The 24,651-nt window shown below is 55.1% G+C and carries 25 protein-coding genes; 15 read left to right on the top strand and 10 right to left on the bottom strand.

Features of this window, described 5'->3' with window-relative positions:
* Positions 1-630 precede the first annotated feature (630 nt).
* Together F8R23_RS00575 and F8R23_RS00570 are read left to right on the top strand one after the other, a co-directional pair.
* The gene (locus F8R23_RS00575; RefSeq protein WP_129934999.1) at positions 631-855 is read left to right on the top strand and encodes a DUF2594 family protein; all 225 of its coding nucleotides are present in this window, start codon (positions 631-633) and stop codon (positions 853-855) included.
* Positions 856-972: 117 nt separating this feature from the next.
* Entirely contained in the window at positions 973-1,314 is a 342-nt protein-coding gene (locus F8R23_RS00570) for a GlpM family protein (RefSeq protein ID WP_085116188.1), read from the top strand.
* A 16-nt stretch (positions 1,315-1,330) separates the two neighbouring features.
* Here the strand turns inward: F8R23_RS00570 and F8R23_RS00565 are convergent, their stop codons facing one another.
* Together F8R23_RS00565 and F8R23_RS00560 are read right to left on the bottom strand one after the other, a co-directional pair.
* Entirely contained in the window at positions 1,331-1,762 is a 432-nt protein-coding gene (locus F8R23_RS00565) for a hypothetical protein (protein ID WP_129935000.1), read from the bottom strand.
* Positions 1,763-1,991: 229 nt separating this feature from the next.
* Positions 1,992-2,348, bottom strand: a complete 357-nt coding sequence (locus tag F8R23_RS00560) for a hypothetical protein (RefSeq protein ID WP_176980251.1) — start codon at positions 2,346-2,348, stop codon at positions 1,992-1,994.
* Positions 2,349-2,758: 410 nt separating this feature from the next.
* Here F8R23_RS00560 and F8R23_RS24390 point away from each other — a divergent pair, with 410 nt between their 5' ends.
* Positions 2,759-3,115 (top strand): hypothetical protein, encoded by a 357-nt coding sequence (locus F8R23_RS24390; RefSeq protein WP_085116186.1) that lies wholly within the window; start codon positions 2,759-2,761, stop codon positions 3,113-3,115.
* Positions 3,116-3,216: 101 nt separating this feature from the next.
* Here F8R23_RS24390 and F8R23_RS00550 read toward each other — a convergent pair whose 3' ends face one another.
* Genes F8R23_RS00550 through F8R23_RS00535 form a run of 4 tightly spaced genes read right to left on the bottom strand, consistent with a single transcriptional unit; the run spans position 3,217 to position 6,800 of the window.
* Positions 3,217-4,479, bottom strand: a complete 1,263-nt coding sequence (locus tag F8R23_RS00550) for an NAD(P)/FAD-dependent oxidoreductase (RefSeq protein WP_151415139.1) — start codon at positions 4,477-4,479, stop codon at positions 3,217-3,219.
* Entirely contained in the window at positions 4,472-4,732 is a 261-nt protein-coding gene (locus tag F8R23_RS00545; RefSeq protein WP_112350438.1) for a (2Fe-2S)-binding protein, read from the bottom strand. Before F8R23_RS00545 ends, F8R23_RS00550 begins: the two co-directional genes overlap by 8 nt.
* A complete protein-coding gene (locus F8R23_RS00540; RefSeq protein ID WP_151415138.1) occupies positions 4,729-5,853 on the bottom strand; it encodes an NAD(P)/FAD-dependent oxidoreductase in 1,125 nt (374 codons plus the stop codon). Before F8R23_RS00540 ends, F8R23_RS00545 begins: the two co-directional genes overlap by 4 nt.
* On the bottom strand, positions 5,853-6,800 hold the full coding sequence (locus F8R23_RS00535; protein ID WP_112350436.1) for a 4-hydroxyproline epimerase: 948 nt from the start codon (positions 6,798-6,800) through the stop codon (positions 5,853-5,855). The genes F8R23_RS00540 and F8R23_RS00535 overlap by 1 nt, the downstream gene beginning before the upstream one ends.
* Before the next feature lie 285 nt (positions 6,801-7,085).
* On the opposite strand from F8R23_RS00535, the gene F8R23_RS00530 reads away from it, so the two are divergent.
* The 5 genes from F8R23_RS00530 to F8R23_RS00510 all read left to right on the top strand — a co-directional run bounded on the left by F8R23_RS00530 (position 7,086) and on the right by F8R23_RS00510 (position 13,370).
* Positions 7,086-7,931, top strand: coding sequence for an AraC family transcriptional regulator (locus F8R23_RS00530; protein ID WP_151415137.1), 846 nt, complete (start codon positions 7,086-7,088; stop codon positions 7,929-7,931).
* A gap of 208 nt (positions 7,932-8,139) precedes the next feature.
* The gene (locus F8R23_RS00525; RefSeq protein ID WP_099061667.1) at positions 8,140-9,060 is read left to right on the top strand and encodes a dihydrodipicolinate synthase family protein; all 921 of its coding nucleotides are present in this window, start codon (positions 8,140-8,142) and stop codon (positions 9,058-9,060) included.
* A 57-nt stretch (positions 9,061-9,117) separates the two neighbouring features.
* A complete protein-coding gene (locus F8R23_RS00520; protein WP_151415136.1) occupies positions 9,118-10,728 on the top strand; it encodes an aldehyde dehydrogenase (NADP(+)) in 1,611 nt (536 codons plus the stop codon).
* Between the two features lie 44 nt (positions 10,729-10,772).
* Positions 10,773-12,338 (top strand): APC family permease, encoded by a 1,566-nt coding sequence (locus tag F8R23_RS00515; RefSeq protein WP_129935007.1) that lies wholly within the window; start codon positions 10,773-10,775, stop codon positions 12,336-12,338.
* An 18-nt stretch (positions 12,339-12,356) separates the two neighbouring features.
* Complete coding sequence (locus tag F8R23_RS00510; RefSeq protein ID WP_129935008.1) at positions 12,357-13,370, top strand: Ldh family oxidoreductase; 1,014 nt, start codon at positions 12,357-12,359, stop codon at positions 13,368-13,370.
* A 46-nt stretch (positions 13,371-13,416) separates the two neighbouring features.
* Here the strand turns inward: F8R23_RS00510 and F8R23_RS00505 are convergent, their stop codons facing one another.
* Together F8R23_RS00505 and F8R23_RS00500 are read right to left on the bottom strand one after the other, a co-directional pair.
* Complete coding sequence (locus F8R23_RS00505; RefSeq protein WP_012006259.1) at positions 13,417-13,845, bottom strand: universal stress protein; 429 nt, start codon at positions 13,843-13,845, stop codon at positions 13,417-13,419.
* Between the two features lie 177 nt (positions 13,846-14,022).
* The gene (locus F8R23_RS00500; protein WP_129935009.1) at positions 14,023-14,739 is read right to left on the bottom strand and encodes an autoinducer binding domain-containing protein; all 717 of its coding nucleotides are present in this window, start codon (positions 14,737-14,739) and stop codon (positions 14,023-14,025) included.
* A 347-nt stretch (positions 14,740-15,086) separates the two neighbouring features.
* On the opposite strand from F8R23_RS00500, the gene F8R23_RS00495 reads away from it, so the two are divergent.
* Genes F8R23_RS00495 through F8R23_RS00475 form a run of 5 tightly spaced genes read left to right on the top strand, consistent with a single transcriptional unit; the run spans position 15,087 to position 20,948 of the window.
* The gene (locus F8R23_RS00495) at positions 15,087-16,616 is read left to right on the top strand and encodes a 3-hydroxyacyl-CoA dehydrogenase NAD-binding domain-containing protein (protein WP_151415135.1); all 1,530 of its coding nucleotides are present in this window, start codon (positions 15,087-15,089) and stop codon (positions 16,614-16,616) included.
* A gap of 9 nt (positions 16,617-16,625) precedes the next feature.
* Entirely contained in the window at positions 16,626-17,837 is a 1,212-nt protein-coding gene (locus tag F8R23_RS00490; RefSeq protein WP_129935194.1) for an acetyl-CoA C-acyltransferase, read from the top strand.
* 15 nt (positions 17,838-17,852) lie between these two features.
* Positions 17,853-19,064: a 5-aminolevulinate synthase gene (gene hemA / locus F8R23_RS00485; protein ID WP_129935011.1), complete on the top strand. Its 1,212-nt coding sequence runs from the start codon at positions 17,853-17,855 to the stop codon at positions 19,062-19,064.
* Positions 19,061-20,233 carry an MFS transporter gene (locus F8R23_RS00480; RefSeq protein ID WP_151415134.1) on the top strand — a complete coding sequence of 391 codons (1,173 nt, stop codon included), beginning with the start codon at positions 19,061-19,063 and terminating at the stop codon, positions 20,231-20,233. Before hemA ends, F8R23_RS00480 begins: the two co-directional genes overlap by 4 nt.
* On the top strand, positions 20,226-20,948 hold the full coding sequence (locus F8R23_RS00475; RefSeq protein WP_151415133.1) for an enoyl-CoA hydratase-related protein: 723 nt from the start codon (positions 20,226-20,228) through the stop codon (positions 20,946-20,948). The genes F8R23_RS00480 and F8R23_RS00475 overlap by 8 nt, the downstream gene beginning before the upstream one ends.
* Before the next feature lie 104 nt (positions 20,949-21,052).
* Here F8R23_RS00475 and F8R23_RS00470 read toward each other — a convergent pair whose 3' ends face one another.
* On the bottom strand, positions 21,053-21,352 hold the full coding sequence (locus F8R23_RS00470; protein WP_012006252.1) for a putative quinol monooxygenase: 300 nt from the start codon (positions 21,350-21,352) through the stop codon (positions 21,053-21,055).
* 156 nt (positions 21,353-21,508) lie between these two features.
* Between F8R23_RS00470 and F8R23_RS00465 the strand changes: the two genes are divergently transcribed.
* A complete protein-coding gene (locus F8R23_RS00465; RefSeq protein ID WP_151415132.1) occupies positions 21,509-22,003 on the top strand; it encodes a DedA family protein in 495 nt (164 codons plus the stop codon).
* A gap of 15 nt (positions 22,004-22,018) precedes the next feature.
* Here F8R23_RS00465 and tolA read toward each other — a convergent pair whose 3' ends face one another.
* The gene (gene tolA / locus F8R23_RS00460; RefSeq protein ID WP_151415131.1) at positions 22,019-22,462 is read right to left on the bottom strand and encodes a cell envelope integrity protein TolA; all 444 of its coding nucleotides are present in this window, start codon (positions 22,460-22,462) and stop codon (positions 22,019-22,021) included.
* 785 nt (positions 22,463-23,247) lie between these two features.
* Between tolA and cycA the strand changes: the two genes are divergently transcribed.
* Positions 23,248-24,648 carry a D-serine/D-alanine/glycine transporter gene (cycA, locus tag F8R23_RS00455; protein WP_099061681.1) on the top strand — a complete coding sequence of 467 codons (1,401 nt, stop codon included), beginning with the start codon at positions 23,248-23,250 and terminating at the stop codon, positions 24,646-24,648.
* Positions 24,649-24,651 lie beyond the last annotated feature (3 nt).

The raw sequence follows: 24,651 nt of genomic DNA, 5'->3' as shown, positions 1-24,651 counted from the left end.
GAATTTTAGCCGCTCAATGCAGCCCGATAAAACCATGGATTGCAGAGGAAAAGCCGACGATGGAAATATTACCATGTGCAGTCCTGACCTCATGATAGTGCGTCTACCCTAAACCGCAGGTAAAATCAGTGTAAGCAATCGCAACACAAATAATAGCAATGCCACTCAATGTAAGTGTAATCCATTGAAACAAAACAATATGGTAACTTTGCCTTTATCTCACAGGGCTAAATCCATTGCAAAAGAAATTATTCAACCCGCGTCCGTGTAACGTCAGGCAAGGGGCTAATGTTGATCATTTAAATAATCGGAACAAGTAAACAATAAGCAGGCGGACAAATACTTATTAACACAGAAAAAATAACCTGGCGGTATTGTTTGGCAAGCTGATTAATTAATCAATAGTGAGTATGCACTATAATGTGAAATCGGTGAAACCCCGGATAGATACCAGGTTAACCACCACGGCCCCCGATCCAGCGCTATCAGTGCAGGTGGATATCTGCATGCTATGCTATACTCCGCGCCCAGTTAAATACGCATCTGCAGGTCCGAGTGAATGACATCGGTGTGGGTGCGCATAAAAATGTACATTGCTTCAGGCTTCGGCCTCAAAAATCAGGAGAGAAAATGAGCAACGTTGATTTCACTACGTCTGCAAACCCGGAAATGCTGGCGACAGAAGTTGCCTGCCTTAAAGCCACACTGACGCTGATCCTGAAATCGATCGGTCAGGCCGATGCCGGGAAAGTCATTATCAACATGGAACGCTTTATCGCACAGATTGAAGATCCGGCCCAGGCCGAAATCTTTAAAAACAGCATCCAACAGATTAAGCACGCTTACCGTCAATAATCTGTCGCCCTTCCGGCCTGCCGTCATTGCAGGCCCGTTTCCTCAGCAGTCCCTCCCGAGTCATTGAACCCACGGGTTATTTCAGGCAATGTATTTTTATTTACGCCAGAGAGCACTATGGGCATCCTCGTTAAAGCACTGATCGGCGCATTGGTGGTGGTATTAATCGGTCTGCTTGCCAAAAGCCGCAGTTACTATATCGCCGGCCTGGTCCCTCTGTTCCCAACGTTTGCCCTGATCGCCCATTACATTGTCGGCAGCGAACGTTCAATAGAGGCACTGAGAACCACGCTGATTTTCGGTATGTGGGCCGTTTTGCCTTACCTGGTGTATCTGATCTCGCTGTATTTCTTTATCAACAGCATGAGATTGTCCTGGGCGTTGGCGGCCGCAGTGTTGTGCTGGATTGCCGCGGCGTGGCTCTTGATTACGCTATGGGGATGGTGGCAAGGGCGTTGATTGCGCCCCGCCTGAATTACGGCTTACCGGCCTGCAACACAAAGCCGCGCTGCATATCACCCGCAATGCGGAAATAGCGGCTCTCGCCGGCGCGCAGCGTCATTGGCAAGCGCCCGCTGGTATCACGCCAAATGCACAGACTGTTTTCGATCATATCCTGCCCAATGCTAATTTCATTATTGCCTACTGGCACCCGGAACTCGGCCTTTTCTTCGGATGCCAGCGATGCGGCAAACTCTCCGTTGATATAAACCCCGGTCCGGCAACTTCCTGCCAGCATCCCACTGTCACGCACCACCACCAACGTGGCAAAAGGCGTTTGCGGTACATTCTGATATAGCATCAACCGGCTTGGAGGCGGTGATTCAGCCTGCTGTAAGGGAACCGCCTGAGTGGCACAGCCAGACAACAGCACGGTGGTAACGAGTAACGCGGCATAATGCTTCATCCTGAACTCCTGAAATAAACCCATCCTCATACTAGCAAGATAACTGCCACTGACTGTAGCGTCGGGACATCATCAATGAAAAATTAGGATAACTTCCAGTGAGCTGGAGAAATTCAGGGAGGTGACAATACCTCGGTGCCGACCGCCTTGCCTGTCAGGCAAGGCAACCGACCACCATAAGAAGATTCTGTGGTTAGCGTATTGAAATGAGTAAGATTTTTATGATTTCTTAAAGCTTAACCATGCGTTTTTTGATGTCATCACGAAATACACTGCCCACATAGTTAAAGCCATCCTCAGTCACATAGACCCGCGAGTAGCCGTTTTCTGACAGCGCCGTCACCATATAACCGGCGTTAATCATCTCCGTAGAAGGTGCATTCATAAGGGTAAGAAAACCGCGCCCTCGGCACCATTGATAAAAGCGAGTGCGGCCATAGCCAAATGAATCACCGACATCAGAAAGGTTTCTCAACCTGTCACAATCATCTGATAATGAAGGTAAATCACCACTGTCTTTAGGTATCTCAGATTTATTCGCCAAAATAAAACTCCCTTTAATTTCTTCATCATCATGATGAAGCACTCATCCTTGCTGAATCTAAAAAATTTGTACATAAATTGCAATCGTATTACCGGTGAATTCAATAATGGCTTTAATTGTGATTATTTTGAAAAAGCAATATAAACATCCCAGCTTTAATTCCCCACTGAATAAATATCCTTTTGCAGCCAATAATAAGAAAAAATCCTTAGGTAAATATCTTAAGGAATAAGTCGAATATATCATCAGAAAAACTTAGCACGAATATGATAACAAATGAGCATTATTTCACTTACAAATACTCATCCTTGCTACCCGTCACCTCAACCTTTTCTAAACAATAACTATTATCATTTCCAATTTTTGCCTCAGTTTATTACACTCACGCCCCACCTCGCCTAGGAAGATTCTTAGCGAGTGCTTTTAGGATGAAATGAAGAGTTAGGGATATCATGAAGACGTATAGATTTTTGATTTTATTACCATTAGTTACATTGACGGCCTGCACTCAATGGGAGAGAGCAGGTGCCGGGAACGCCACACGCGAGGCGGAATATGCGGAGTGCAAGGGACGAGGCTACGAACGTTTCCCCCCCGACGTGGTGAGAGATTTCGAGTTTAGCTACGAAAACCAATACCATAGCTGTGAGAAAGACAAGAAAGACTGCCCGAAAGGCTACCGTTACGATAAACAACCTTCGTTTAAAACGGTGCAAAATGATCGCAATGAAGGTGCCCGTTCGGCGACCATCGAAGCCTGTATGTATGGCAAAGGCTGGCATGAGAAAACCTATTACTGGCCACAGTAACAGGGGCAACAACGGACTTGGTGTCTGGGCCCCATAACACAACTTGCCGCCGGAGAGGACTCATCATCACCGTGCGGCGTGCCTGAGTGCAGTTAGTTGGCTTATCCGTCAGTCTCGCTGCGCCCCAAACGGGCCAGGGTGGCGACCCTGACTGGCGTCAGCGGGACCCTCGGAGCCGGCAGTGGCCAGTCGAGTAAATGGTGCGCCGCTGTCGCACAGATTTTGCCCTGGCAAGCGCCCATACCGCAGCGGCTGCCCAACTTGGCCGCTGTCCAATCTGCAAATTCACTGCACTGATGCAAAGATACATCCTCACAACGACACAAAAGCGTTTCCGGTGTCGCCAGCGTTTTCAGCACCGGGTTAAGCGCAAAGGTTCGCGCCACCGCACCGGCAAATCGCCGCCACTTATCGCATTGTGCCATCAATGCTTGCGCCTGCTCCTCGTTGCCGGTTGCGGCATAGCCGGCAATCGCCCCCTCCGTCAATGCCAACTCGCTGCCGCCGATCCCGGTACATTCACCGGCAGCATAAATCTGCGGCTGACTGGTTTGCTGGTAAAGATCCACGGCAACCGCATCATTTTGGATACGGCACCCCAACAACATAGCCAGTTCGATATTCGCCACCAACCCAAAACCGCAGGCCAGGCGATCGCAATCTAGCGTGACCTCACGAGCCTCTTTTTGGATATGAATCGCCGTAAGTCGCTGTTCGCCAAGCGCCTTCAGCACGTAGCTATCAGGACGATAATGCCGGTTGAACAGGCTAAAGGACTGACGCAGTTTCACCGGCCAGCGCCACAAACCACCGGCAAAGGCCGCCAACCGGGCAGCAGGAGCCTGTTCCGCCAACATGACCACTTCGCCACCGGCTTTCACCACGCTGGCAGCCACGGCCAACAACAGTGGCCCACTACCGGCAATGGCGACCCGTTCCCCTTTGATAGACAACCCCTGCTTAATCTGCGCCTGCAATCCACCGGCCCCGGTCACCCCTGGCAGTGTCCAGCCGGGAAATGGCAGCAGAAGTTCCCGGGCACCACAGCACAGGATCAACGCTTGATAATCCACCCTCCCGCTGCCCGCCGCATCTTCATAGAGAATTTTCTGCGGCCCGCACTGGGCGACAATCTTCACGCCGTTAAGCAGCGTCACATTACTGAGTGCCCCGATAACCTGCCGATATTGCAGAGCCAGTGCCGGCAATGCCACGTTCGGCCCGTCACGCCAGATCTGCCCGCCTAGGCGCAGGTTATCGTCGAGCACCAACACCGACTGACCACTCTCTGCCGCAGCACAGGCTGCCGCCAACCCTGCCGGGCCGGCACCGATAATCAGCACATCGCACGCGAGATCACTCATTTTCTGTCCTCTCAATATGCATGCCAGGCTGGCACAACGTCTGGCACGCCAAACGCCGCACACCATTCACCGTGACGCGGCATTCCTGGCAGATACCCATGCCGCAAAACGGCGTGCGGGGTTGTCCATTGACCGAGATGCGGCAGCTATCCCGCCCACTCAGACTGAGCGCCGCGGCCACGCTGGAACCCTCCGGTACGCAGAGGCTTTCACCGTCAAGGGTCAATGTCAGTAAATTCTGTTTTTGGCTCATACCGGCAAGGCCTCCTTACGGAACATTCGTGCCGCCAGATAAGGGGTATCGTCAATTGCCGGTCGATGGTTATAGATCTGCGCCGTAATCAGCGCGGCACTGCCCAGCGCGGTGGTGACGCCCAGGCCTTCATGCCCCAACGCCAGCCACAGCCAGCGATGTTGTGGATGCGGCCCGAGTAGCGGCAATCCGTCAGCGGACGCGGCGCGCTGGCCGGTCCAGCAGCGGATAATGTTCATCTGCGCCAATGCGGGCAAAAAAGTGGTAGCCCGTGCCAGCATGGCGGCCAGTAACGGCATATCGATGCTGCTGTCGGGGGCATCAAACTGGCGGGAAGAGCCGATCAACAGCTGGCCTGTTGGCCTGGCCTGAACGTTAAATGCCACCGAGGTACCGTCGCTGGCGTGAGCACTGGCACCATACCCCAGCTCGACCAATTGGTGACGTACCCGTTGCGGATAGCGATCGGTGATCGCCAGATGCCCTTTCTTGGCGCGTAGCAAGGGTTGTTCCAGTAACTTGTCAGCCTGTAACCCACAGGCCAGCACCACCACAGGTGCCGTCAACCGTTCGCCCCCCGTCAGCGCCACCGCCTGCTGTTCCAGCGCAGTGACTTCCCCCGCAATTACCCTGACCGCCGCCCCGGCGTCGGCCACTAACCAGCGGGCGACATTGGGCGCATAAACAATGCCGTCGCCCGGCACACGCAAGCCACCGGCCAATCCGGGCCGCAGCATGGGTTCATGAGCAGCAACCTGCGCGGCGCTCAGTGCCTCGCTCGTCACACCGTATTCCGCCATGCGTTGCAGTTTACCTTCGGCAATCGCCATTTCATCGTCCCGCTCCGCCAGCCACAGCGTACCGCAGCCGCGCCAGGCACAGTTTTCCGGCATGCGATCCACCAGGTTGCGCCACAGTTGCAATGAATAGGCGCTTAAAGCCAACTCGGCGGGATTATCGTCCATGCAAACCAGGTGCCCCATGCCGGCCGCCGTCGCCCCGGCACGCTGGTTGTCCACCAGCAGCACTTGTAACCCTTGCTGCGCCAGCTGCCAGGCGCAGGCGGCACCGATGATACCGGCGCCCACCACTATCGCATCTGCCTGCCTGCCGGCAACCATCAGCGGATCCCCCAAACGAAGGGATCGCGCTCGTCCAGCAGCAGTTGGCTGTCGGCACACACGTAGGCCTGACCGCGAATAAAAGGGGTCACGCGATCGCCGCTGTGTTGGTAATAGCCGCTGAACTGGCTGCCAATCACACTCGCCTGGTGCCAGTTCTCACCCGGCAGCAATTTGCCGTCGGCCGCCAGACAGGCCAGTTTGGCGCTGGTGCCGGTGCCGCAAGGCGAGCGATCATAAGCCTTGCCAGGACACAGCACGAAGTTGCGACTGTCGGCCTGCGCGTCATCAGCAAAGAGTTCGATATGATCGATAACACCGCCGTCTTCCCCATAAATCCCTGCGCTCTCAAGCGCCTGACGCACCGCCCAGCTAAAGGCGGTGAGCGCCTCCAGATTTTGCGTATTGATCGCCAGATGATGTTCGCCGATCAGGAAAAACCAGTTACCGCCCCAGGCGATATCCCCCACCACCGGCCCATAGCCGCTGACCTCAACCCTGACCTGTTGGCGATACCGATAGGCCGGGACGTTTTCCACCGTCACGCTGCCGTCCTGATGCAAGGTGGCGTTCACCGTGCCCACCGGGGTTTCTATCAGGTGCTCACCGACGCCAATTCGCCCCAGGTAGGCCAGTGAGGCCACCAGACCGATGGTGCCATGACCGCACATACCCAAATAACCGCTGTTGTTGAAGAAAATCACCCCGGCGGCGGCCTGCGGTGAGCAGGGCTGACACAGCAAGGCTCCCACCAGCACGTCGTTGCCGCGAGGTTCCAGAATGATCGCGCTACGCCAGTCGTCATACTGTCGAGCAAACAACGCCTTGCGTTCAGCCATACTGCCGGTACCCAAATCGGGGAATCCTTCGACAATCAGTCGGGTAGGCTCCCCGGCGGTATGGGAATCGATCGCCCGCAGCGCGGTGAAATGCGAAGAAAGTGCCATCGGAGTCTCCTGGGTTAATGAAATGTTACCTATGGGGCTAGACTGACCGAATATGCTGACGGCGGCTTGATGGATTTCGGCGTGGCGAATGCAGAAATCAGCACAATCCTCCAGGCGGGATGGTGCCGGGCCGGTACACCTCAGGGAACAAAAGTATGCGGTCATCCGCATAATTGGCAGCTAAGCTTGAAAAGTTATAAGAAAGTTAATATTGATTAAGCGCGCCAAAAACGGCCTGTCCGGCCGCCTCAGACTCTGAGTCACCCAGCGGGAAAAGGTAATGCTATGCGTTTAACCCAAGATCATCAGGTTGTTACGGCTCCTCTCCCCCTTATCGATGAACCGGAAGAGGACATTTTTGCCGTAGAACAACTGTCCCGCTGGTGTGATGGGCTGGCGCAACAACGTCCGAACACCTTGCACGATCTGCTAAATTCACTGGCTTTGATTGCTCCGCTGCTCAATGCCATTCCCAACGTGGTGTTCTTCATCAAAGACCTGCAAGCGCGTTACCTGCTGGCCAACCTGACGCTGGCCAAACGTTGCGGCTTTAAAACCGTCACCCCCCTGCTGGGGAAAACCTCGGCGGACGTGTTTCCGACCCAATTAGGGTCAGGTTATACCGAGCAGGATCTGCGCGTGCTGCGCAACGGCGTGCTGATCCAGGACCAACTGGAGATGCACCTATACAGTGGGCGCGAGACCGGCTGGTGCCTGACGCAAAAGCTGGCGTTGTTCGATGCGCAGGGCAAAATCATCGGCATGGCGGGCATTTCGCACGACCTGCAGGAGGCCAAAGCCAACCACCCTGCCTATCAGCGACTGGCGGCGATCGACGTCTATATTCGTCAACATTACGCCCGACCGATTGCCCTTGAGGAATTAACCGCACTCACTGCCCTTTCCGTGGCGCAGATCGAACGTTACTGCAAACGTATTTTCCACCTCACGCCACGCCAGATGATGCACAAGGTTCGGCTGGAAAAAGCCACCGAACTGCTGGCAGGCGACTTGCCGATTACTGACATTGCCCTGCAGTGCGGCTACACCGATCACAGCGCATTCAGCCGCCAATTCAAAGCCATGACGGGGTCTACACCGCGCGACTTCCGCACAACCCTATCACCTTAACCCTATGATTTAATTTATTAACAGACTTCACTTCGGCGCTTTTAAGGTCAGTCTTTTCGTCGCCTGATTCGTGGCGCCACTGTGCCAATTTCGTCATGGCATTCGGAGAAAACCGTCAAGCTCCTGCGAACAATACAGGTCAATCTGTGATTGGATTTTACCAATAATTCACCATTGATTAACAAACTTGGACGACAGGACAAACACTATGAGCCATAAAGCCATTAGCTGGAGCGGCGTATTCCCGGCGGTCAGCACTCAGTTTCGTAGCGATTTCTCTCTGGATCTCGACGCCACCCATACGGTGATCAAAAACCTGGTCAAAGACGGCGTTTCTGGCCTGGTGGTGTGCGGCACCGTGGGCGAAAACACTTCGATGACCGTTCAGGAAAAACTGTCGGTGATTGAAGTAGCGCGCGATGCGGCGCAAGGCAAGGTCCCGGTGATTGCCGGTATTGCCGAATTCACCACTGCCTTTGCCCGTGACATGGCGCGTGAAGCACAAAAGGTCGGCGTTGACGGCATCATGGTCATGCCTGCGCTGGTCTACTCCGCCAAACCTCACGAAACGGCCGCCCACTTTCGCAGCGTCGCCACTGCCACCGATCTGCCGATTATGGTCTACAACAACCCGCCGATTTACAAAAACGACGTGACGCCGGACATTCTGACGTCGTTGGTCGACTGCGAAAATATCGTGTGCTTCAAGGACTCTTCCGGCGACACCCGTCGCTTTATCGACCTGCGTAACGAGGTCGGCGATCGCTTTGTACTGTTCGCCGGGCTCGATGACGTGGTGCTGGAAAGCATCGCCGTCGGTGCCGAAGGCTGGATCTCCGGCATGTCCAACGCCTTCCCGCGTGAAGGCGAAACCCTGTTCCGTCTGGCGAAGCAAAAACGCTTTGAAGAAGCACTGGCGCTGTATAGCTGGTTTATGCCGTTGCTGCATCTGGATGCGCGGCCAGACCTGGTGCAGTGCATCAAGCTGTGTGAAGAGCTGGTAGGTCGCGGCAGCGCCATCACCCGTCCACCTCGCCTGGCGCTGCAGGGCGATACGCTGGCCGAAGTCACCGCCGTGGTTAAAAAAGCGCTGGCAAACCGCCCTGCGCTACCGGACGTCGGCCTGTAATTGCCACTCTCGCCCGGCCGCCTGCCGGGCCCAGCCACTTGCCTATTGGGGGACCCCATGCCCAACGCCCATACCATCAGCGGTCAACAGTTTATTGGCGGCCAACGCCGCGCCAGCGGTGAGGCCGAACTGGTCAGCCTACGCGCCGATAACGGCCAGCCGACCGGCCACCGTTTTTTCTCGGCCAGCATCGCAGAAACCGCCGCCGCCGCCGATGCCGCCGCACTGGCGTTCACCGCCTATTCTCAACTCAGTGCCGAACGCCGGGCTGACTTTCTTGAGGCTATTGCCGAGCAGTTGGATGCACTGGATGAGGAATTCTTTACCTTCGCCATGCAGGAAACCGCCTTGCCATTAGCGCGTCTGAACGGTGAACGTGCCAGAACCAGTGGCCAAATGCGGTTATTTGCCACCCTGTTGCGCCGTGGTGATGTGCATGCTGTGCGTATCGACAGCGCGTTACCCCAGCGGACGCCGCTACCTCGTCCGGATCTACGCCAATACCGCACGGCGCTCGGTCCGGTGGCGGTGTTTGGCGCCAGCAATTTCCCACTGGCCTTCTCTACCGCAGGCGGTGATACCGCCGCCGCACTGGCCGCAGGTTGCCCGGTGGTGTTCAAGGCGCACAGTGGCCATATGATCACCGCCGAGCTGACCGCACAGGCGATTGAACGGGCCAGAGAACAGCAACAGATCCCGGCCGGGGTATTCAACATGATTTACGGCGACCGCATTGGCGCGGAACTGATACAGCACCCGGCCATTCAGGCGGTGGGCTTTACCGGCTCGCTGCGCGGCGGCAGAGCCTTGTTCGATCTGGCCATGCGCCGTCCGCACCCCATCCCGGTCTTTGCCGAGATGTCGAGCATCAACCCGCTGATCATCATGCCGCAGGCATTAGCCCAACGTGGGCAGCAGATCGCACGCGATCTGGTTGCCTCTTTCACGCTGGGTTGCGGCCAGTTCTGCACCAAGCCGGGGTTGATCATCGGCCAACGCGGCGAAGCATTCAGCCAGTTTATCCGTGAATTAACCGAGCGGGTAAACGCCGCCGCCCCGCAGCCGATGCTCAATGCCGGCACGCTGGCACATTACCGCAGCGGATTAGCGGCACTGGATCAGCACCAAGGCATTCGCCATCTGGCCGGTGATCCTGAGGATCGGCCTCATCTGGCGGCGCCACAACTGTATCAGGCCGACAGTCATTTACTGCTCAGCGGGGATCCGCTGTTGCTGGAAGAAGTGTTTGGCCCGGCAGCCATTGTGGTGACGGTAGAAAACCACCAGCAACTGACCGCCGTGTTGGAAAGCCTGCAAGGGCAACTGACCGCCACGCTGCTGACCGACGCCGACGATCTGGCCGACGCCGCGCCGCTGGCGCAACTGCTGACCCGTAAAGCCGGACGAGTGCTGTTCAACGGCTACCCGACCGGAGTGGAAGTGTGCGACGCCATGGTTCACGGCGGCCCTTATCCGGCCACCACCGATACCCGTGGCACCTCGGTCGGTACGTTGGCCATTGAACGTTTCCTGCGCCCTGTCTGCCTGCAAAATTATCCGGCTGCGTTATTGCCGCCACCGTTGCAAGACAGTAATCCGCTTGGCCTGCTGAGGTTGGTTAACGGTATTTACACCCGAGATCCGATCCACTCACCTGCCAGCAACTAGCCCGGCCGCATCTGCATGCCACCTAATAACAAAAGGGTAAATCCATGACAACCCAAGGCAAATTCAAGAAGCAGCTTACGCTCACCGATTTGACGTTTATCGGCCTGGGCGCAATTTTTGGTTCCGGCTGGCTGTTTGCTGCCAGCCACGTCTCCTCCATCGCCGGTCCCGCCGGCATCTACTCCTGGCTGATCGGCGGTTTAGCCGTGCTGTTGCTGGGCATTGTTTACTGTGAACTGGGTGCTGCGCTGCCCCGTGCCGGCGGCATTATCCGCTACCCGGTGTTCTCCCACGGCGAACTGATGGGCTATCTGCTGGGGTTTATTACCCTTATCGCCTTCTCCAGCCTGATATCGATTGAGATCGTCGCGGCCCGCCAGTACGCCGCCGCCTGGTTTCCCTTTCTGAGCCAGCCCGGCTCAGGTAACCCGACGCTGATCGGCTGGCTGGTCCAGCTCCTGCTGCTGTGCTTTTTCTTCGCCCTGAATTACTACAGCGTCAAAACTTTTGCCAAATCCAACAATCTGATCAGCGTGATTAAATTCGTGGTTCCATTGCTGGTGATTGTGGTGCTGTTCAGCTTCTTCAAACCCGAAAATCTGCACAGTCAGGGGTTTGCGCCCTTTGGCTCCGCCGGGGTGGAAGCGGCCATTTCCGCCGGGGGGATTATCTTCGCTTATCTGGGCCTGACGCCGATCATCTCGGTCGCCAGCGAGGTGCAAAATCCGCAGCGCACCATTCCTATCGCGCTGATCCTGTCGGTGGTGTTGTCCACCATCATTTACGTGCTGTTGCAGGTGGCCTTCCTCGGCAGTATTCCCAGCGAAATGCTGAGCGGTGGCTGGGCCGGTATCAGCCAGCAATTTTCCCTGCCTTATCGTGACATCGCCATCACCCTGGGTATGGGCTGGCTGGCGTTTCTGGTGGTGAGCGATGCGATTATCTCACCGAGCGGCACCGGCAATATTTACATGAACGCCACCCCACGCGTGGTGTACGGCTGGGCCCGTGCAGGTACCTTCTTTAAGATCTTTACCCGCGTCGACGGTGAATCCGGTATTCCACGCCCTGCGCTGTGGCTGACCTTTGCACTGTCGATCTTCTGGACGCTGCCCTTCCCCTCCTGGGAGAAGCTGATCGGCGTGGTGTCCGCCGCGCTGGTGCTGAGTTACGCCATTGCACCGGTCACCGCTGCCGGTCTGCGTCGCAATGCGCCGGATCTGCCGCGTCCCTTCTTCGTGCGCGGGTTCTGCGTGCTCGGCCCGGTATCATTTATCATTTCAGCGCTGATCGTTTACTGGTCCGGCTGGAATACCGTGTCCTGGCTGCTCGGCCTACAGATCCTAATGTTTGTGGTTTATATCCTGTTCAAAAACAAGGTGCCAACCCACGCCGTCAGCCTGAAGCAACAGATTTGGTCGTCGCTGTGGCTGATTGCCTTCTACGCCTTGATCATTGTCGCGTCCTACCTCGGCAGTTTTGGTGGAATTAATGCCATTGGCCACCCGTGGGACACCCTCACGGTGGCGGTCATTGCGTTGGCAATCTATTACTGGGGCGCCTATACCTGTTTACCTCAGGCAAATTTTGCCGGTGATGAGGAAGAGTAACCGTAAAGGAGATATGTAATGACGCAAACCCAGAGTCTGACGCTGAAAGAAGCCTATGAACTAGCATTGCGCGCATTGCGCAGCAACGGTTTCAGTGCCGAACATGCCGATGCCGTCGCGCAGAATGTAACGGCCGGTGAACGCGACGGCTGCGCCTCGCATGGTTTGTATCGGGTACTTGGCTGCGTGCGTTCGCTGCTGGCCGGTAAGGTATCCGCCGATGCACTCCCGACGCTGGTCGATCAAGCCCCAGCCATCCTGCGGGTGGATGCTCACGATGCTTTTTCGCTGCTGGCCTACCGTACCGCGCTGCCGGCGTTTATCGATAAGGTGCGCACTAACGGCATAGCTGCACTGGCGATTAATCACTGTGTACATTACTCGGCGTTGTGGGCCGATATCGAACCCCTGACCGATCGGGGCCTGGTGGCACTGGCCTGTACCCCCAGCCATGCCTGGGTCACGCCGGCAGGAGGAACCCGGCCGCTGTTTGGTACCAATCCGATTGCCTTCGGCTGGCCGCGCCCGCAGCGCCCGCCCTTTATTTTCGATATGGCCACCAGCGCGGCGGCACGCGGTGAAATCGAGCTGCATCGCCGCGCCGGTACGCCGCTGCCGCCGGGTTGGGGCATCGATCAACAAGGAGAGCCTTCCACCGATGCGGCCAGCGTGTTGCAGGGGGCGATGCTGACCTTTGGCGGGCATAAGGGTTCAGCGCTGGCGGCGATGGTGGAGCTGATCGCCGGGCCGTTGATTGGCGATATGACCAGTAAGGAGTCGCTGGCCTACGATCGGCAGACCGGCTCCTCCCCTTACGGCGGCGAGCTGATTATCGCGATGGATCCCGATCGTTTTCTGGGGGCGGACAAGGCGGCACATTTGGCCAGGGCAGAAACCTTATTCGCAGATATGAGCGAGCAAGGGGCGCGTATTCCGGGGGAACGGCGTTTTCAGCGGCGGCAGTACAGCGAGCAGCACGGCATTAGCTTGCCGCAGACGCTGTATGACGAGATTGTGGCGCTCTGCCGCTGAATGAGACAGGCCCGCAGTTCAATACTGCGGGCCTGATTTGAAAAGATTATCTGACCACCATCACCGAGATATTGGCGTGGCGCACAATGGCTGCGGCGTTGGAACCCAACAGGTAGGTTTTTACACTCGGGCGACGCGAGCCGATGATGATCAGATCGGCTCCGATCTCATCCGCCAGCTGCAGTACCTCATCGCGCGGTGAACCAAAGCTGATGGTGTAATCCAGACGATCCAGGGGAATGTCGATTTCCGACATGATCTTCTTGAGTTTATCTACCGCCTTCACTTCCGCCTGATTCTCAAACTCCTTGATACCGAAAGAATAAGCGGTAACGAATGCCGAGGCATCCGGCAACGCATGGAAGAAATGCACTTTGGCACCGGATATTTTCGCCAGGTACTCAACATGTTCCAGCGCATGCTCGGTCAACAGATCTTCTTCAATATCTATCGGCACTAATATGGTCTTGTACATATCACATCCCTTCTATGTCACCTTGGTAACTACAGGGTACTGCCGGGCAGGATAAGGGTGAACCGCTTTCTCGCGCTTTTGTGATCGGCGGTAAATACTGGTTAGGATAATTCCTTATTTAACAAAATATAAACATCACATGTCTAACGGCTAGCCGCTTAATTATTTCAAACCGGGTTAAATAAGCTGTAAATACACCGCTTTCGCCGTGGCGGCAGTTTTATTGGCCACCGACAGTTTTTTAATCGAATTGCCAATGTGGAAATTCACCGTCCGCTCACTCAGCCCCATTAACAGAGCGGTTTCTTCTGAGGTTTTGCCTTCGCTGCACCAACGCAAAATATCCTTCTCGCGCAGCGTCAGCACATCTTTGATTGCCTCGTCGTTCACCGAGATTAATGCTTCACGCAGCGTTTTATGAACCATCTGTGCCAACCACAGGAAAAAGGTTTCGTTACGCGCACTGGCCTGCGGCGACTGAGCGGGAATGCTTTTTCCGGCAAAGGTGAGAATGCCCAGTCGGCCATAGCAATCCTTGACCGACTGCGACCAGCCTTCGCGAATACCAAACTGGGCCATACGCCACCACAGTTCTGGCTTGTCCTGGTAGAAGTGTTCATCCCAATAAAATTGCAGCGTAGAGTGGTGGGCCTGCTCAATCACCGGATCCTGCAAGTAGACCCGCAGCTTGCGGTAGTCCTCCAGGTAGGAATCGGGGAAATTGCCCTCTATCAGCATTTTGGGTCGGCTGGCCGGGTAGCAGGAAAAGACCGTGTAAGAAAAGTATTCAAAACCCAACGCCTGGGCACAAGGTTCCAGCTGGCTTAAAAAAGCCTCGCGGTCTGGCAGACGGGTCAGTAAGGCATCCATCAAAGGCTGAAGGTGGGTGTCCATAAAACAGGTTCTCCAGAAAGCCGCACCGGGTTATCGATAAGTAAGATTAACTATAGTGGAGGGCTCGGAGCGGCAACAGCCGTTTCATAGTATAAAAAGTACCATGCCTATATCAAAAACAGCTATGCCTGCTCGGATATTAATAAATAACGCCTTTAAATAGCATTAATAGCGGAAATCACGCGAATAACATAAAGCCGATTTATTGTAAACCTGTCACTTCTACCGTTAGACACTGGCAGCTCTGCCCATTACCTTCGCCATAGGCACCTGGTGCTTTTTAAATCCGAATAAATTATAAGCATTTGCGAATTTCGCAAGGCAGAAAAATACTCACGGGGATTTTTATGGCAGAGAATAATTCGGCAATCCATTCGGTCGCTGTTATTGGTGCCGGAACCATGGGCAGAGGTATTGCCTATCTTCTGGCGCAGAATGGCATACGAACCCTGCTTTATAATCGTAGCGATAATAATCTGAATCAGGCCAGGGACTATATTATCCGTGACCTGGATAAGAAAATAGATGACGGGAAAATAAGCCCGCAGAAAAAAGGCGAGATATTGGCCAACCTGGTTTTCTCTCCCATTTTCGATGCTATCGCCGACAGCGATCTGGTGATTGAAACCATCGCGGAGCATGAGACCACCAAGCATGAGATCCTCGCGGCGATTGCGGCCACGGTGAAAAAAGAGGCCATTATCGCCACCAACACTTCATCGCTGTCGTTGAATAAGCTGGCGGCAGGCGTCGAAAACAACGCCCGTTTTATCGGCCTGCACTTCTTCAATCCGGCCCCGCTGATGAAACTGATCGAAATTATTCCGTCTTACTTTACCAGCCGGGCCACCAGCCTGCGTTGCCAGCAGTTGGTGACGGCGCTAGGCAAACAGTTTGTGGTCTGCAAAGCCACACCGGGTTTTATCGTCAACCGGATGGCACGGCCTTTTTATCTGGAAGGATTCCGGTTGTTGGAAGAAAACGTAGCATTGGCACCGCAGATCGACCGAGCTCTCAAGGCCGGTGGCCACTTTCGCATGGGCCCTTTAGAGCTGACCGATTTTATCGGCCAGGATATTAACTATCAGGTCAGCAGCCAGATTTGGCAGGATATGCAATACGAGCCCCGCTATACCCCCGGCCATTTGCAACGTTCGTTGGTGGATGCCGGGTTACTGGGGAAGAAAAACGGCCGATCCTTTTTTGCTGCCCCTTCTGCCGAATCTAACCCCCTCGACGCAAGCAACGACACGCTGACTTCCCTGCATTTTTATGGCGAACATACCCTGTTTGACCTGCTGCAACAGCGCGCCTTGGCTATTTGGCCAACGCTGCAGATTATTCACCAGCCGGAACGGCCAATGCTCGGACGCTTTATCCGGGTGAATGACGCATTGGCCGTCAAAATCACCGACGGTCGCACCGCCAATCTGCTTGCTGAATTGACCGATCTCGACACCTTTGTGATCGACGCCGCACTGAATTACAGCGATACCACCTATCTGGTGGCCGCCCACAATCAGGACGCAGCCGAAGCCAATAAAGCGCTGTTTCTGTCGCTGCTGCAAACGTTGATCCCGCAGGTGGAGTTTATTAAAGACTCCCCAGGTCTGATCGTCGCCCGGGTTCTGAGCAGTCTGATCAATGAGTCGGTGATTATGGTGGAGAGCGGTGTTTGCAGCCGGGCGGATATCGATATTGCCGCCGTGGCGGGTGTTAACTATGCCGATGGCATCTTTGCCTGGCTGGCGCAGCTCGGACAAAAAAACGTGAAAGCGACGCTGGATAATATGGCGCAACTGCTGCATTCCGCCCGCTACTACCCGCATTACTCATTGCTGAATATCCCCCGGCCCGAGTTGGCCGTCGCGCCCTAAGGAAAAATGATGACGATTAAAGACGATGGAGTCTATCTGATCGACGGCACGCGCACGGCAATTGGCGCCTATGGCGGTAGCCTGGCGTTAACTCGTCCGGACGATATGGCGGCCTCTATTATCCGGGCGCTGCTGCAACGACATCCCGAAACCGAAGCGGATATTGATGAAGTGATCCTCGGCTGCGCCAATCAGGCCGGAGAAGACAACCGTAACGTTGCCCGCATGGCGGCGCTGCTCTCCGGTCTGGATCAGGGGGTGCCGGCGATTACCCTTAACCGTTTGTGTGCTTCCGGGCTGGATGCGGTGATTTACGCCAGTGCAAAAATAAAAAGCGGCCTCAGCGATCTGGTGCTGGCCGGTGGTGTGGAGAGCATGAGCCGCGCGCCCTACGTGATGGGCAAAAGCGAAACGGCTTTCGACAAGGGGGTAAAACTGTACGACACCACGCTGGGCTGGCGTTTTGTCAATCCGCAGTTGGCGCAGCGCTATGGCAGCGATCCGCTGGGCATAACGGCGGAGAACGTCGCGCAGCAGTACAGGATTTCCCGCGACGATCAGGATGCTTTTGCCCTGGCCTCGCAGCAGAAGGCCTGGCGGGCGATCGAAAATGGCCGTTTAGCCAGGGAAATAACGTCGCTTGAGGTGCAGGCCGATCGTAAAACCCGCAAAACCTTCGAACAGGATGAGTTCCCACGGCAGACCACGCTGCAAAAATTACAGGCGCTGAAGCCGGCCTTTACCGCAGAGGGTTCGGTCACCGCCGGTAATGCCTCCGGCATCAATGACGGTGCCGCGGTGTTGCTGCTGGCCAGCGGCCGCTATGTGAAAAGCAAGTCGCTGCAACCGCTGGCGGAGATTGGTGACAGCGCCAGCGCCGGCGTCGCCCCTTCACTGATGGGCATTGGGCCGATCGCCGCTACTGACCGGCTGCTGGCACGAACCGGCTTTACCCTGAATGATTTTGACGTGATTGAAATTAATGAGGCGTTTGCCGCACAGGTGCTGGCAACGCTGCAAAGCTGGCGTATCGACTTCAAGGATACGCGGGTCAACCCGAACGGTGGCGCCATCGCCCTCGGGCATCCGCTGGGCATGTCCGGCGCGCGGCTGGTGCTTTCCAGCGCGCTGGAACTTCACGCTCGGCAGTTAAACAATGCGCTGGTGACAATGTGTGTCGGTGTCGGCCAGGGTGTTTCATTGGTTATTAAAGCCCTCTAATGCAAGGAACTTCGTATGAGCGTATTGAACATTCTTGAAGAAAAACTGGCCGAAACCAAAAGACAGGGCCGCTTCCGCGAGTTCCTCAATCTGGAGCGCAGCGTGCTGGACAAACCCTGGGCAACCAGCCACGGTCAGGGCGGTGAGCGCCGTCTGAACGTCTGGTGCTCCAATGACTATCTGGCGATGAGCCATCACCCTAAAGTCATTCTGGCCACCACCGAAGCGGTGAACCGCGTCGGGCTGGGCACCTGCGGCGCACGCAGCATTTCCGGCACTTCTGTCTATCACAGTGAATTGGAAACCCTGTTGGCCAGCGCCTATGGCAAAGAGTCGGCGCTGCTGTTTACTACCGGTTTCGGTGCCAATGACGCCACCTTGTCCACTCTGTGTGATGCCATTCCCGATCTGATTGTGTTTTCCGATGAGCTGAACCACGCCTCCATGATTTACGGTATCCGCTACAGCAAGGCGGAGAAAAAAATCTTTCGCCACAATGACGTTGCGCATCTGGCCGAACTGCTGCAGGCGGCAGATCCGCATCGGCCCAAACTGATCGCCTTCGAGTCGCTCTATTCGATGGACGGTGACTTTGCGCCGCTGGCGCAAATTGTGGAACTGGCTGAGCAATATCAGGCGCTGACCTATCTGGACGAAATCCACTCCGCCGGCGTTTACGGTCATCGCGGGCTGGGCTATGCCGAACAGCTTGGCCTGTTGGAAAAAATCACCATTGTTCAGGGCGGCTTTGGCAAATCTTACGGTGCGGCCGGTGGCTACATCGCCGCCCCCCGCGTGGTGGTGGAGGCGGTGCGTAGTTGGTCGCCGGCGTTTGTCTTCAGCACTTCGTCTCCTGCCCCGGTGGTGGCGGCCGCTCTGGCCAGCTTCAAATACAACCTGGAGCATGACAACCAACGCAAACACCTGCTGGCGATTATCGACCATTTAAAATCCGGTCTGCGCGCCGCCGGCATTCCGCTGGTTTCGGAGGACAGCCATATTCTGCCGGTATTGGTCGGCGATCCGCATCGTAACAAGCACATCAGCAAGCAGCTGCTCGATGAATACGATATTTACGTACAGCCGGTGAACGCGCCAACAGTTCCGGCCGGTAGCGAGCGTTTGCGCGTTACGCCGACCTCTGCCCATACTCATGAGGACGTGGAATATTTCCTGGCGGCGTTAAGCAAAGTCTGGGACGCCAATCAGTTACGGAGAGCAGGATGAAGTTGACGGACTATAACGGCCATTTTCTTACGCTGTGTTTGATGGCGACCGGCACCTTCGCCATCGGGACCGACGCGTTTATTGTCGCCGGTATCCTCGACGAGATATCAGGCACCTTTGCCGTCAGCCCCGCGCAAGCGGGGCAGTTAATCTCAATCTTTGCCCTGGCCTATATGTTGTTTGCTCCGCTAACTGCCTGGCTGCTGGGTAATCTCAACCGCAAGCATATTTTGCAGTTGGCCCTGTTGTTATTTATCGCCGGGAATTTGGTCTGTGCCTACGCCGACAGCTTTTTGCAAATGTCTGCCGGGCGCGTGCTGGCGGCGCTGGGCGCGGCTTGCTATACGCCACAGGCTGCGGCGGCAGCGGTTGGATTGGTAGCGGAAAAACGCCGCGGGCTGGCGATATCGATTGTTTACGGCGGCATGACATTGGCCATCGCCCTCGGTATTCCCTTCGGCACCTTCCTGGCCAGGTTGATTGGTTGGCGAGAAATCTTTTTGCTGATTGCCCTGTTAGGCGCTGTCTCACTGCTGGGGCTTTCGCTAGCGCTGAGCGCCATCGCGGCACCGGGTAAACATACGCTGAAAGAACGGCTTGCCCCGCTGCGGCAAAAAGCGGTGCTGACCACCTTGTTGATCACCTTTTTTGCCGTCTGTTCCGAGCATATCGTTTACAGCTACGTGAGCGTATTGCTGAAAAACACCCAGTTTGGCCCGGAGGCTATTTTGCCGATCGCGCTACTGGTGTTCGGTATCGGTGCCGTGATCGGAAATTTCGTTTCCGGCCTGCTCACCGATACCTTTGGCAGCAAGTTTGTTTTGCTGTTTTCGGTGTCGATTCAAACCGTTTCGCTGTTCCTGCTGACTTTTTACGTCAGCTCCCCCTGGGGGGTACTGGCAATCTTTCTGGTCTGGGGCATTACCGGCTGGATGTATCTGGTGCCGATCCAGCACCACTTATTGTCACTGTCAAAGCGCTTTGGCGCGCTGACCGTTTCACTCAACAGCTCGGTACTCTATGCCGGCATCGCCGCGGGTGGCATGCTCGGTGGCCTGACGCTGTACAGCCTGCCGGCCTTTTATCTCCCGCTGTTTTCGCTGCCGTTGGGGGCCATCGCCCTGCTGTTGACGCTGTTCTTCTTCCAGGGAGAAAAAGCCAATGAGTGACCGGCCACTCCCCGTGCAATATCAGCAAGATGACGCCATTGCCGTGATCACCCTGAACCGGCCGGAAAAAAAGAACGCCATCAATCTGGCGATGGCGCAACTGATCCAGAGCTATCTGCTACGAGCCGAACAAGATGAGCACATTCGGGTGATAGTACTGACCGGCCTGCCACAGGTATTCTCCGCCGGCATGGACGTCAGGGCCTTCCAGCAGGGTGAACTGCCGGTGGTCGAACCGGGGGGATTTGGCGGGCTGGTGCATGCCCAACTCACCAAGGTCATTATTGCCGCGGTGGATGGCATCGCCTTCGGCGGCGGTTTCGAGATAGCGCTGGCCTGCGACCTGATCGTCGCCAGCCACAACGCGCAATTCAGCTTCCCGGAAACCGGGCTGGGGCTGGTTGCCGCGCAAGGAGGCTGTTCACGACTGCCGGCGCGGATCTCACCCTATATCGCTCTCGACTGGTTACTCACCGGCCGAATCATCACCGCACAGGAAGCCTGGCAACAGGGCGCTATTTCCCGCATCAGCGAGGGCAGCGCATATGAGGAGTCGCTGAATCTCGCCCGGCAGATTGCGCAGAAAAATCCGCTGGCAAGTCAGGCGGTGAAGACCATCGTCCGCCAAGGTTTGAACCGGCATGAAGCCGCTTCCTTTGACTATCAGCAAGGCTGGGTGGAGCGGGTGCGCCAGGCCGCGGCCAAATCCTTTTAAGAACATTCTTAGTGAATGGCAATCATTCGCAGTCTAATTTTTAATCACTACAAGACAGTGCTTGAGAAGCCATTAACCCCGCTCTGCGGGGCTTTTTTTGCTGATTAGGATTTCACGGCGGAAAAAGGCTGCATAAACAGGAAGGTACAGGGTTTACTCTGGTGCTGATTGATCAAGGGCACCAAACGCCTGAAGTGTTCCGTCTGGCAATGGGCGTCCAGCGCGGCGCGATCGGGCCACTCCTCGACAAAAATAAAATGCCCCGCGTCCTGATGATCGATAAACAGTTCATAGGAGAGACAAAGCGGTTCCTGCCGGGTTTTCTCCACCAGTTCCTGATACAGCGGCATCACCGTTTCAACACAATCGAGCTTGATAAAATCTTCAGCAATCACTTTTAACATTGTTACCTTCCCTGTTTGTTTTACGAAGTGTCGCGCGACGCTCGGTCGCGGCCTCTCAGCATGATGACCTATTCAGCTAACAAAACCTAATTGACCATTTATTGAAGTTACGAATGGGACACTGGTCACCAGAGAATACATTTTCACAGGTGGCTGATGGAACAACTCACACAAATGATCGCCAAATACAGCCCGGAACCTGAATTCCTGCTGTTGATTATCTTTTTATTTTCGCTGGGAAAGTCAGTGATTTTTATTTCTTCGCTGCTGCCACCGGCTTCGGTCACGCTGATGCTGGGCATCGTCGCCGGTAAAAGCATGCTCCCCGACGTCCATGTCTGGGCGGCGATTACCCTGGGCGCCCTGCTCGGCTCCGTTTTATCCTTCCATTGCGGCGCGCTGTTCTGCCGCCGGGGATCGCTCAAAAGGTTGCCGATCCGATTTCAGACCCCTCTGCACCGGGCACAAACCGCACTGCAGAAGAAAGGCATGCCACTGCTGTTTATGTCACGTTTTTTGGCGGTGATGCGCTACACCGTGCCCTTGGTCGCCGGTATCATTGCACTGCCGCTCAAGCAGGTTTATTGCGCCAGCGCGCTGTCCGCCGGGATTTGGGCGCTGGCCCTGATGTGGGTTAGCCGGGTGTTTTGAAGTGCCAGCATCGGGTTATTGAGGGCGAAACTCCAATACGGCATTTTTAAAATCACCATACACAACCTGTGACGGCGGTTTGGGAAAGCGGGCGTTTGTGGTTGCTTTTATCGCTGCGCGGCAAAGAGCAGGATCACCAGCTTCAGCCCGGACGCCGATAAGCATGCCATCCGGAGCCAGCTTGATCCTTAAAGAGCATTCTTTACCGGCGTATAAACCGGCATCGTGTAAATGACTTTGAATAGCAGACTTGATCTGCATGGCATACGTATTGACCCCGTCCGCAGGTACAGGCGCTGTTTTGCCTTCCAAAGTAGCAAAAAGATCATCAACACCCTCTCCAGACGCCCCTGACTTTATCTCGGAATGGGTCTTCGAGCACCCCGCCAATAGTAGCGTGAGCGTAATAAGCACTAATTTCGGCACGCTCATTCCAAACCCTAAATTAGCTTTCCTCATGGTTCACTTCCTTTTAAAACAGTAAGGGCCAAACTTATATACGGGCTATCAGCTTACTCTTGGCTAGCCGGTGTAAATACTAAAAATGCAAAAAATCACGCAAGTCGGCTTCTTCCCATTCAGGTCTGGCGGATAGCGCGTTTCTAACAGCTTCATCCCGCCAAAAGTCCCATTACCAATTTTGTAGGAAATCTACGTTTAGAGTTCGCGATAAATCGGCTGTCGGTAGGCTCAGTTTGCGCCAGATCACTTAACTGAATATTCACTCGAGGGAATGCGTTTTTTGTGGGGTGAGTCTCAATCAGCTATTAATCTTAAAAAACCATCAAGAAAAAATAGCCGCTAACACATTGATTTAGCTAACAGGAGGTGCTGCGTTCTTCCCTGTAATCAATTGAATAAGCGTCAGCAACTGTGCCCCTTGAACTAACGATCAAGGAAGTTAGAGTTTTTGTTTCCACCCCCTGAATGTCAAACGCTTACACTCATTAGTTATTCTCATGCGATATTTTTAACACCCTGCTTTATCAATAAGATAAGCCGCAGCAGGGCTATTAATCTGCCAGAACCCAGAGTAATCTTCCGCCCCCAAGACGTCCGATTTGCCTCCGCAGTGTAAAGAACAATCGACTTTTATCCCTCGCATAAATGTTGTAAACATGTTGCACAAAGGTGGCGTTATTGCACTACCTTACTAAATCTGGCACAACCAGATAATCGTATAAAAAAGAGCCACTTCAGAGCTCACTATTTCACTCATGACAGGTAAAACAGGACATCATCAGATGGTAGATCACTCTAAAATAGCCGCAGAGGCGTCGCCCGAATCAGAAGATCATCTACGTAGAAACCTAACTAACCGACATATTCAACTGATCGCCATCGGCGGTGCTATTGGTACAGGTCTGTTTATGGGTTCTGGCAAAACCATCAGCCTGGCCGGGCCTTCGATCATCTTCGTATACATGATTATCGGCTTTATGCTGTTCTTCGTGATGCGCGCCATGGGCGAGCTGCTGCTCTCCAACCTGGAATACAAATCCTTCAGCGATTTTGCCGCCGATCTGCTCGGCCCCTGGGCCGGATTTTTCACCGGCTGGACCTACTGGTTCTGTTGGGTGGTCACCGGTATTGCCGACGTGGTGGCGATCACCGCTTATGCACAGTTCTGGTTCCCCGGGCTGTCGCAGTGGATCGCCTCGTTGCTGTGCATTTTGCTGTTGCTGGGCCTGAATCTGGCGACGGTGAAGATGTTTGGTGAAATGGAGTTCTGGTTCGCGATGATCAAAATCGTCGCCATTGTCGGGCTGATCATCGCCGGGCTGGTGATGATCGCCATGCAGTTCCAGTCGCCTACCGGCACCGTCGCGTCGTTCTCACATCTGTGGAATGACGGCGGTATGTTCCCGAAAGGCATCAGCGGCTTCTTCGCCGGCTTCCAGATTGCAGTGTTCGCCTTTGTCGGCATTGAGCTGGTGGGCACCACCGCGGCTGAAACCAAAGATCCGGAAAAAGTACTGCCACGCGCCATTAACTCGATTCCTATCCGCATCATCATGTTCTACGTGTTCGCCCTGATCGTGATTATGTCGGTCACGCCATGGAGTTCAGTGGTCGCCGACAAGAGTCCGTTCGTGGAACTGTTCGTGCTGATTGGCCTGCCTGCCGCAGCCAGTGTGATCAACTTTGTGGTACTGACTTCCGCCGCCTCTTCCGCCAACAGTGGCGTATTCTCTACCAGCCGTATGCTGTTCGGTCTGGCACAGGAAGGCGATGCACCCAAGTCGTTCGCCCACCTGTCCAAGCGGGCAGTACCGGCTAATGGCCTGACCTTCTCCTGTATCTGTTTGTTGGGTGGGGTAGTGCTGATTTACCTGATCCCGAACGTGATGACAGTCTTCACGCTGGTGACCACCGTCTCGGCGATCCTGTTTATGTTTGTCTGGACCATCATCCTGTGCTCGTATCTGGTTTACCGTAAGCAACGCCCGGCGCTGCACCAGAAATCGATCTACAAGATGCCGGCCGGCAAACTGATGTGCTGGGTCTGTATGGCGTTCTTCGCCTTTGTGTTGGTGCTGCTGACGCTGCGCGAAGATACCCGCCAGGCGCTGATCGTCACGCCGCTGTGGTTTGTGGTGCTCGGTCTGTCCTACGTGTTCCTGCGCAAGAAGAAAACCGCTTAATAC

This window comes from Serratia proteamaculans, assembly GCF_008830365.1.
GTDB classification, from domain to species: domain Bacteria; phylum Pseudomonadota; class Gammaproteobacteria; order Enterobacterales; family Enterobacteriaceae; genus Serratia; species Serratia proteamaculans.
This window is presented reverse-complemented; position numbering and strand designations above follow the sequence as displayed.

What these genes read in the sequence shown, in the direction of transcription:
- F8R23_RS00470 (WP_012006252.1), bottom strand. Translation starts at nt 21,352, where the DNA reads ATGTTAAAAGTGATTGCTGAAGATTTTATCAAGCTCGATTGTGTTGAA.
- F8R23_RS00535 (WP_112350436.1), bottom strand. Translation starts at nt 6,800, where the DNA reads ATGGCACTTTCTTCGCATTTCACCGCGCTGCGGGCGATCGATTCCCAT.
- F8R23_RS00545 (WP_112350438.1), bottom strand. Translation starts at nt 4,732, where the DNA reads ATGAGCCAAAAACAGAATTTACTGACATTGACCCTTGACGGTGAAAGC.
- F8R23_RS00500 (WP_129935009.1), bottom strand. Translation starts at nt 14,739, where the DNA reads ATGGACACCCACCTTCAGCCTTTGATGGATGCCTTACTGACCCGTCTG.
- tolA (WP_151415131.1), bottom strand. Translation starts at nt 22,462, where the DNA reads ATGAGGAAAGCTAATTTAGGGTTTGGAATGAGCGTGCCGAAATTAGTG.
- F8R23_RS00540 (WP_151415138.1), bottom strand. Translation starts at nt 5,853, where the DNA reads ATGGTTGCCGGCAGGCAGGCAGATGCGATAGTGGTGGGCGCCGGTATC.
- F8R23_RS00505 (WP_012006259.1), bottom strand. Translation starts at nt 13,845, where the DNA reads ATGTACAAGACCATATTAGTGCCGATAGATATTGAAGAAGATCTGTTG.
- F8R23_RS00550 (WP_151415139.1), bottom strand. Translation starts at nt 4,479, where the DNA reads ATGAGTGATCTCGCGTGCGATGTGCTGATTATCGGTGCCGGCCCGGCA.
- F8R23_RS00570 (WP_085116188.1), top strand. Translation starts at nt 973, where the DNA reads ATGGGCATCCTCGTTAAAGCACTGATCGGCGCATTGGTGGTGGTATTA.
- F8R23_RS00480 (WP_151415134.1), top strand. Translation starts at nt 19,061, where the DNA reads ATGAAGTTGACGGACTATAACGGCCATTTTCTTACGCTGTGTTTGATG.
- F8R23_RS00520 (WP_151415136.1), top strand. Translation starts at nt 9,118, where the DNA reads ATGCCCAACGCCCATACCATCAGCGGTCAACAGTTTATTGGCGGCCAA.
- F8R23_RS00530 (WP_151415137.1), top strand. Translation starts at nt 7,086, where the DNA reads ATGCGTTTAACCCAAGATCATCAGGTTGTTACGGCTCCTCTCCCCCTT.
- F8R23_RS00475 (WP_151415133.1), top strand. Translation starts at nt 20,226, where the DNA reads ATGAGTGACCGGCCACTCCCCGTGCAATATCAGCAAGATGACGCCATT.
- F8R23_RS00515 (WP_129935007.1), top strand. Translation starts at nt 10,773, where the DNA reads ATGACAACCCAAGGCAAATTCAAGAAGCAGCTTACGCTCACCGATTTG.
- F8R23_RS00510 (WP_129935008.1), top strand. Translation starts at nt 12,357, where the DNA reads ATGACGCAAACCCAGAGTCTGACGCTGAAAGAAGCCTATGAACTAGCA.
- F8R23_RS00525 (WP_099061667.1), top strand. Translation starts at nt 8,140, where the DNA reads ATGAGCCATAAAGCCATTAGCTGGAGCGGCGTATTCCCGGCGGTCAGC.
- F8R23_RS00565 (WP_129935000.1), bottom strand. Translation starts at nt 1,762, where the DNA reads ATGAAGCATTATGCCGCGTTACTCGTTACCACCGTGCTGTTGTCTGGC.
- F8R23_RS00495 (WP_151415135.1), top strand. Translation starts at nt 15,087, where the DNA reads ATGGCAGAGAATAATTCGGCAATCCATTCGGTCGCTGTTATTGGTGCC.
- hemA (WP_129935011.1), top strand. Translation starts at nt 17,853, where the DNA reads ATGAGCGTATTGAACATTCTTGAAGAAAAACTGGCCGAAACCAAAAGA.
- cycA (WP_099061681.1), top strand. Translation starts at nt 23,248, where the DNA reads ATGGTAGATCACTCTAAAATAGCCGCAGAGGCGTCGCCCGAATCAGAA.
- F8R23_RS24390 (WP_085116186.1), top strand. Translation starts at nt 2,759, where the DNA reads ATGAAGACGTATAGATTTTTGATTTTATTACCATTAGTTACATTGACG.
- F8R23_RS00490 (WP_129935194.1), top strand. Translation starts at nt 16,626, where the DNA reads ATGACGATTAAAGACGATGGAGTCTATCTGATCGACGGCACGCGCACG.
- F8R23_RS00465 (WP_151415132.1), top strand. Translation starts at nt 21,509, where the DNA reads ATGGAACAACTCACACAAATGATCGCCAAATACAGCCCGGAACCTGAA.
- F8R23_RS00575 (WP_129934999.1), top strand. Translation starts at nt 631, where the DNA reads ATGAGCAACGTTGATTTCACTACGTCTGCAAACCCGGAAATGCTGGCG.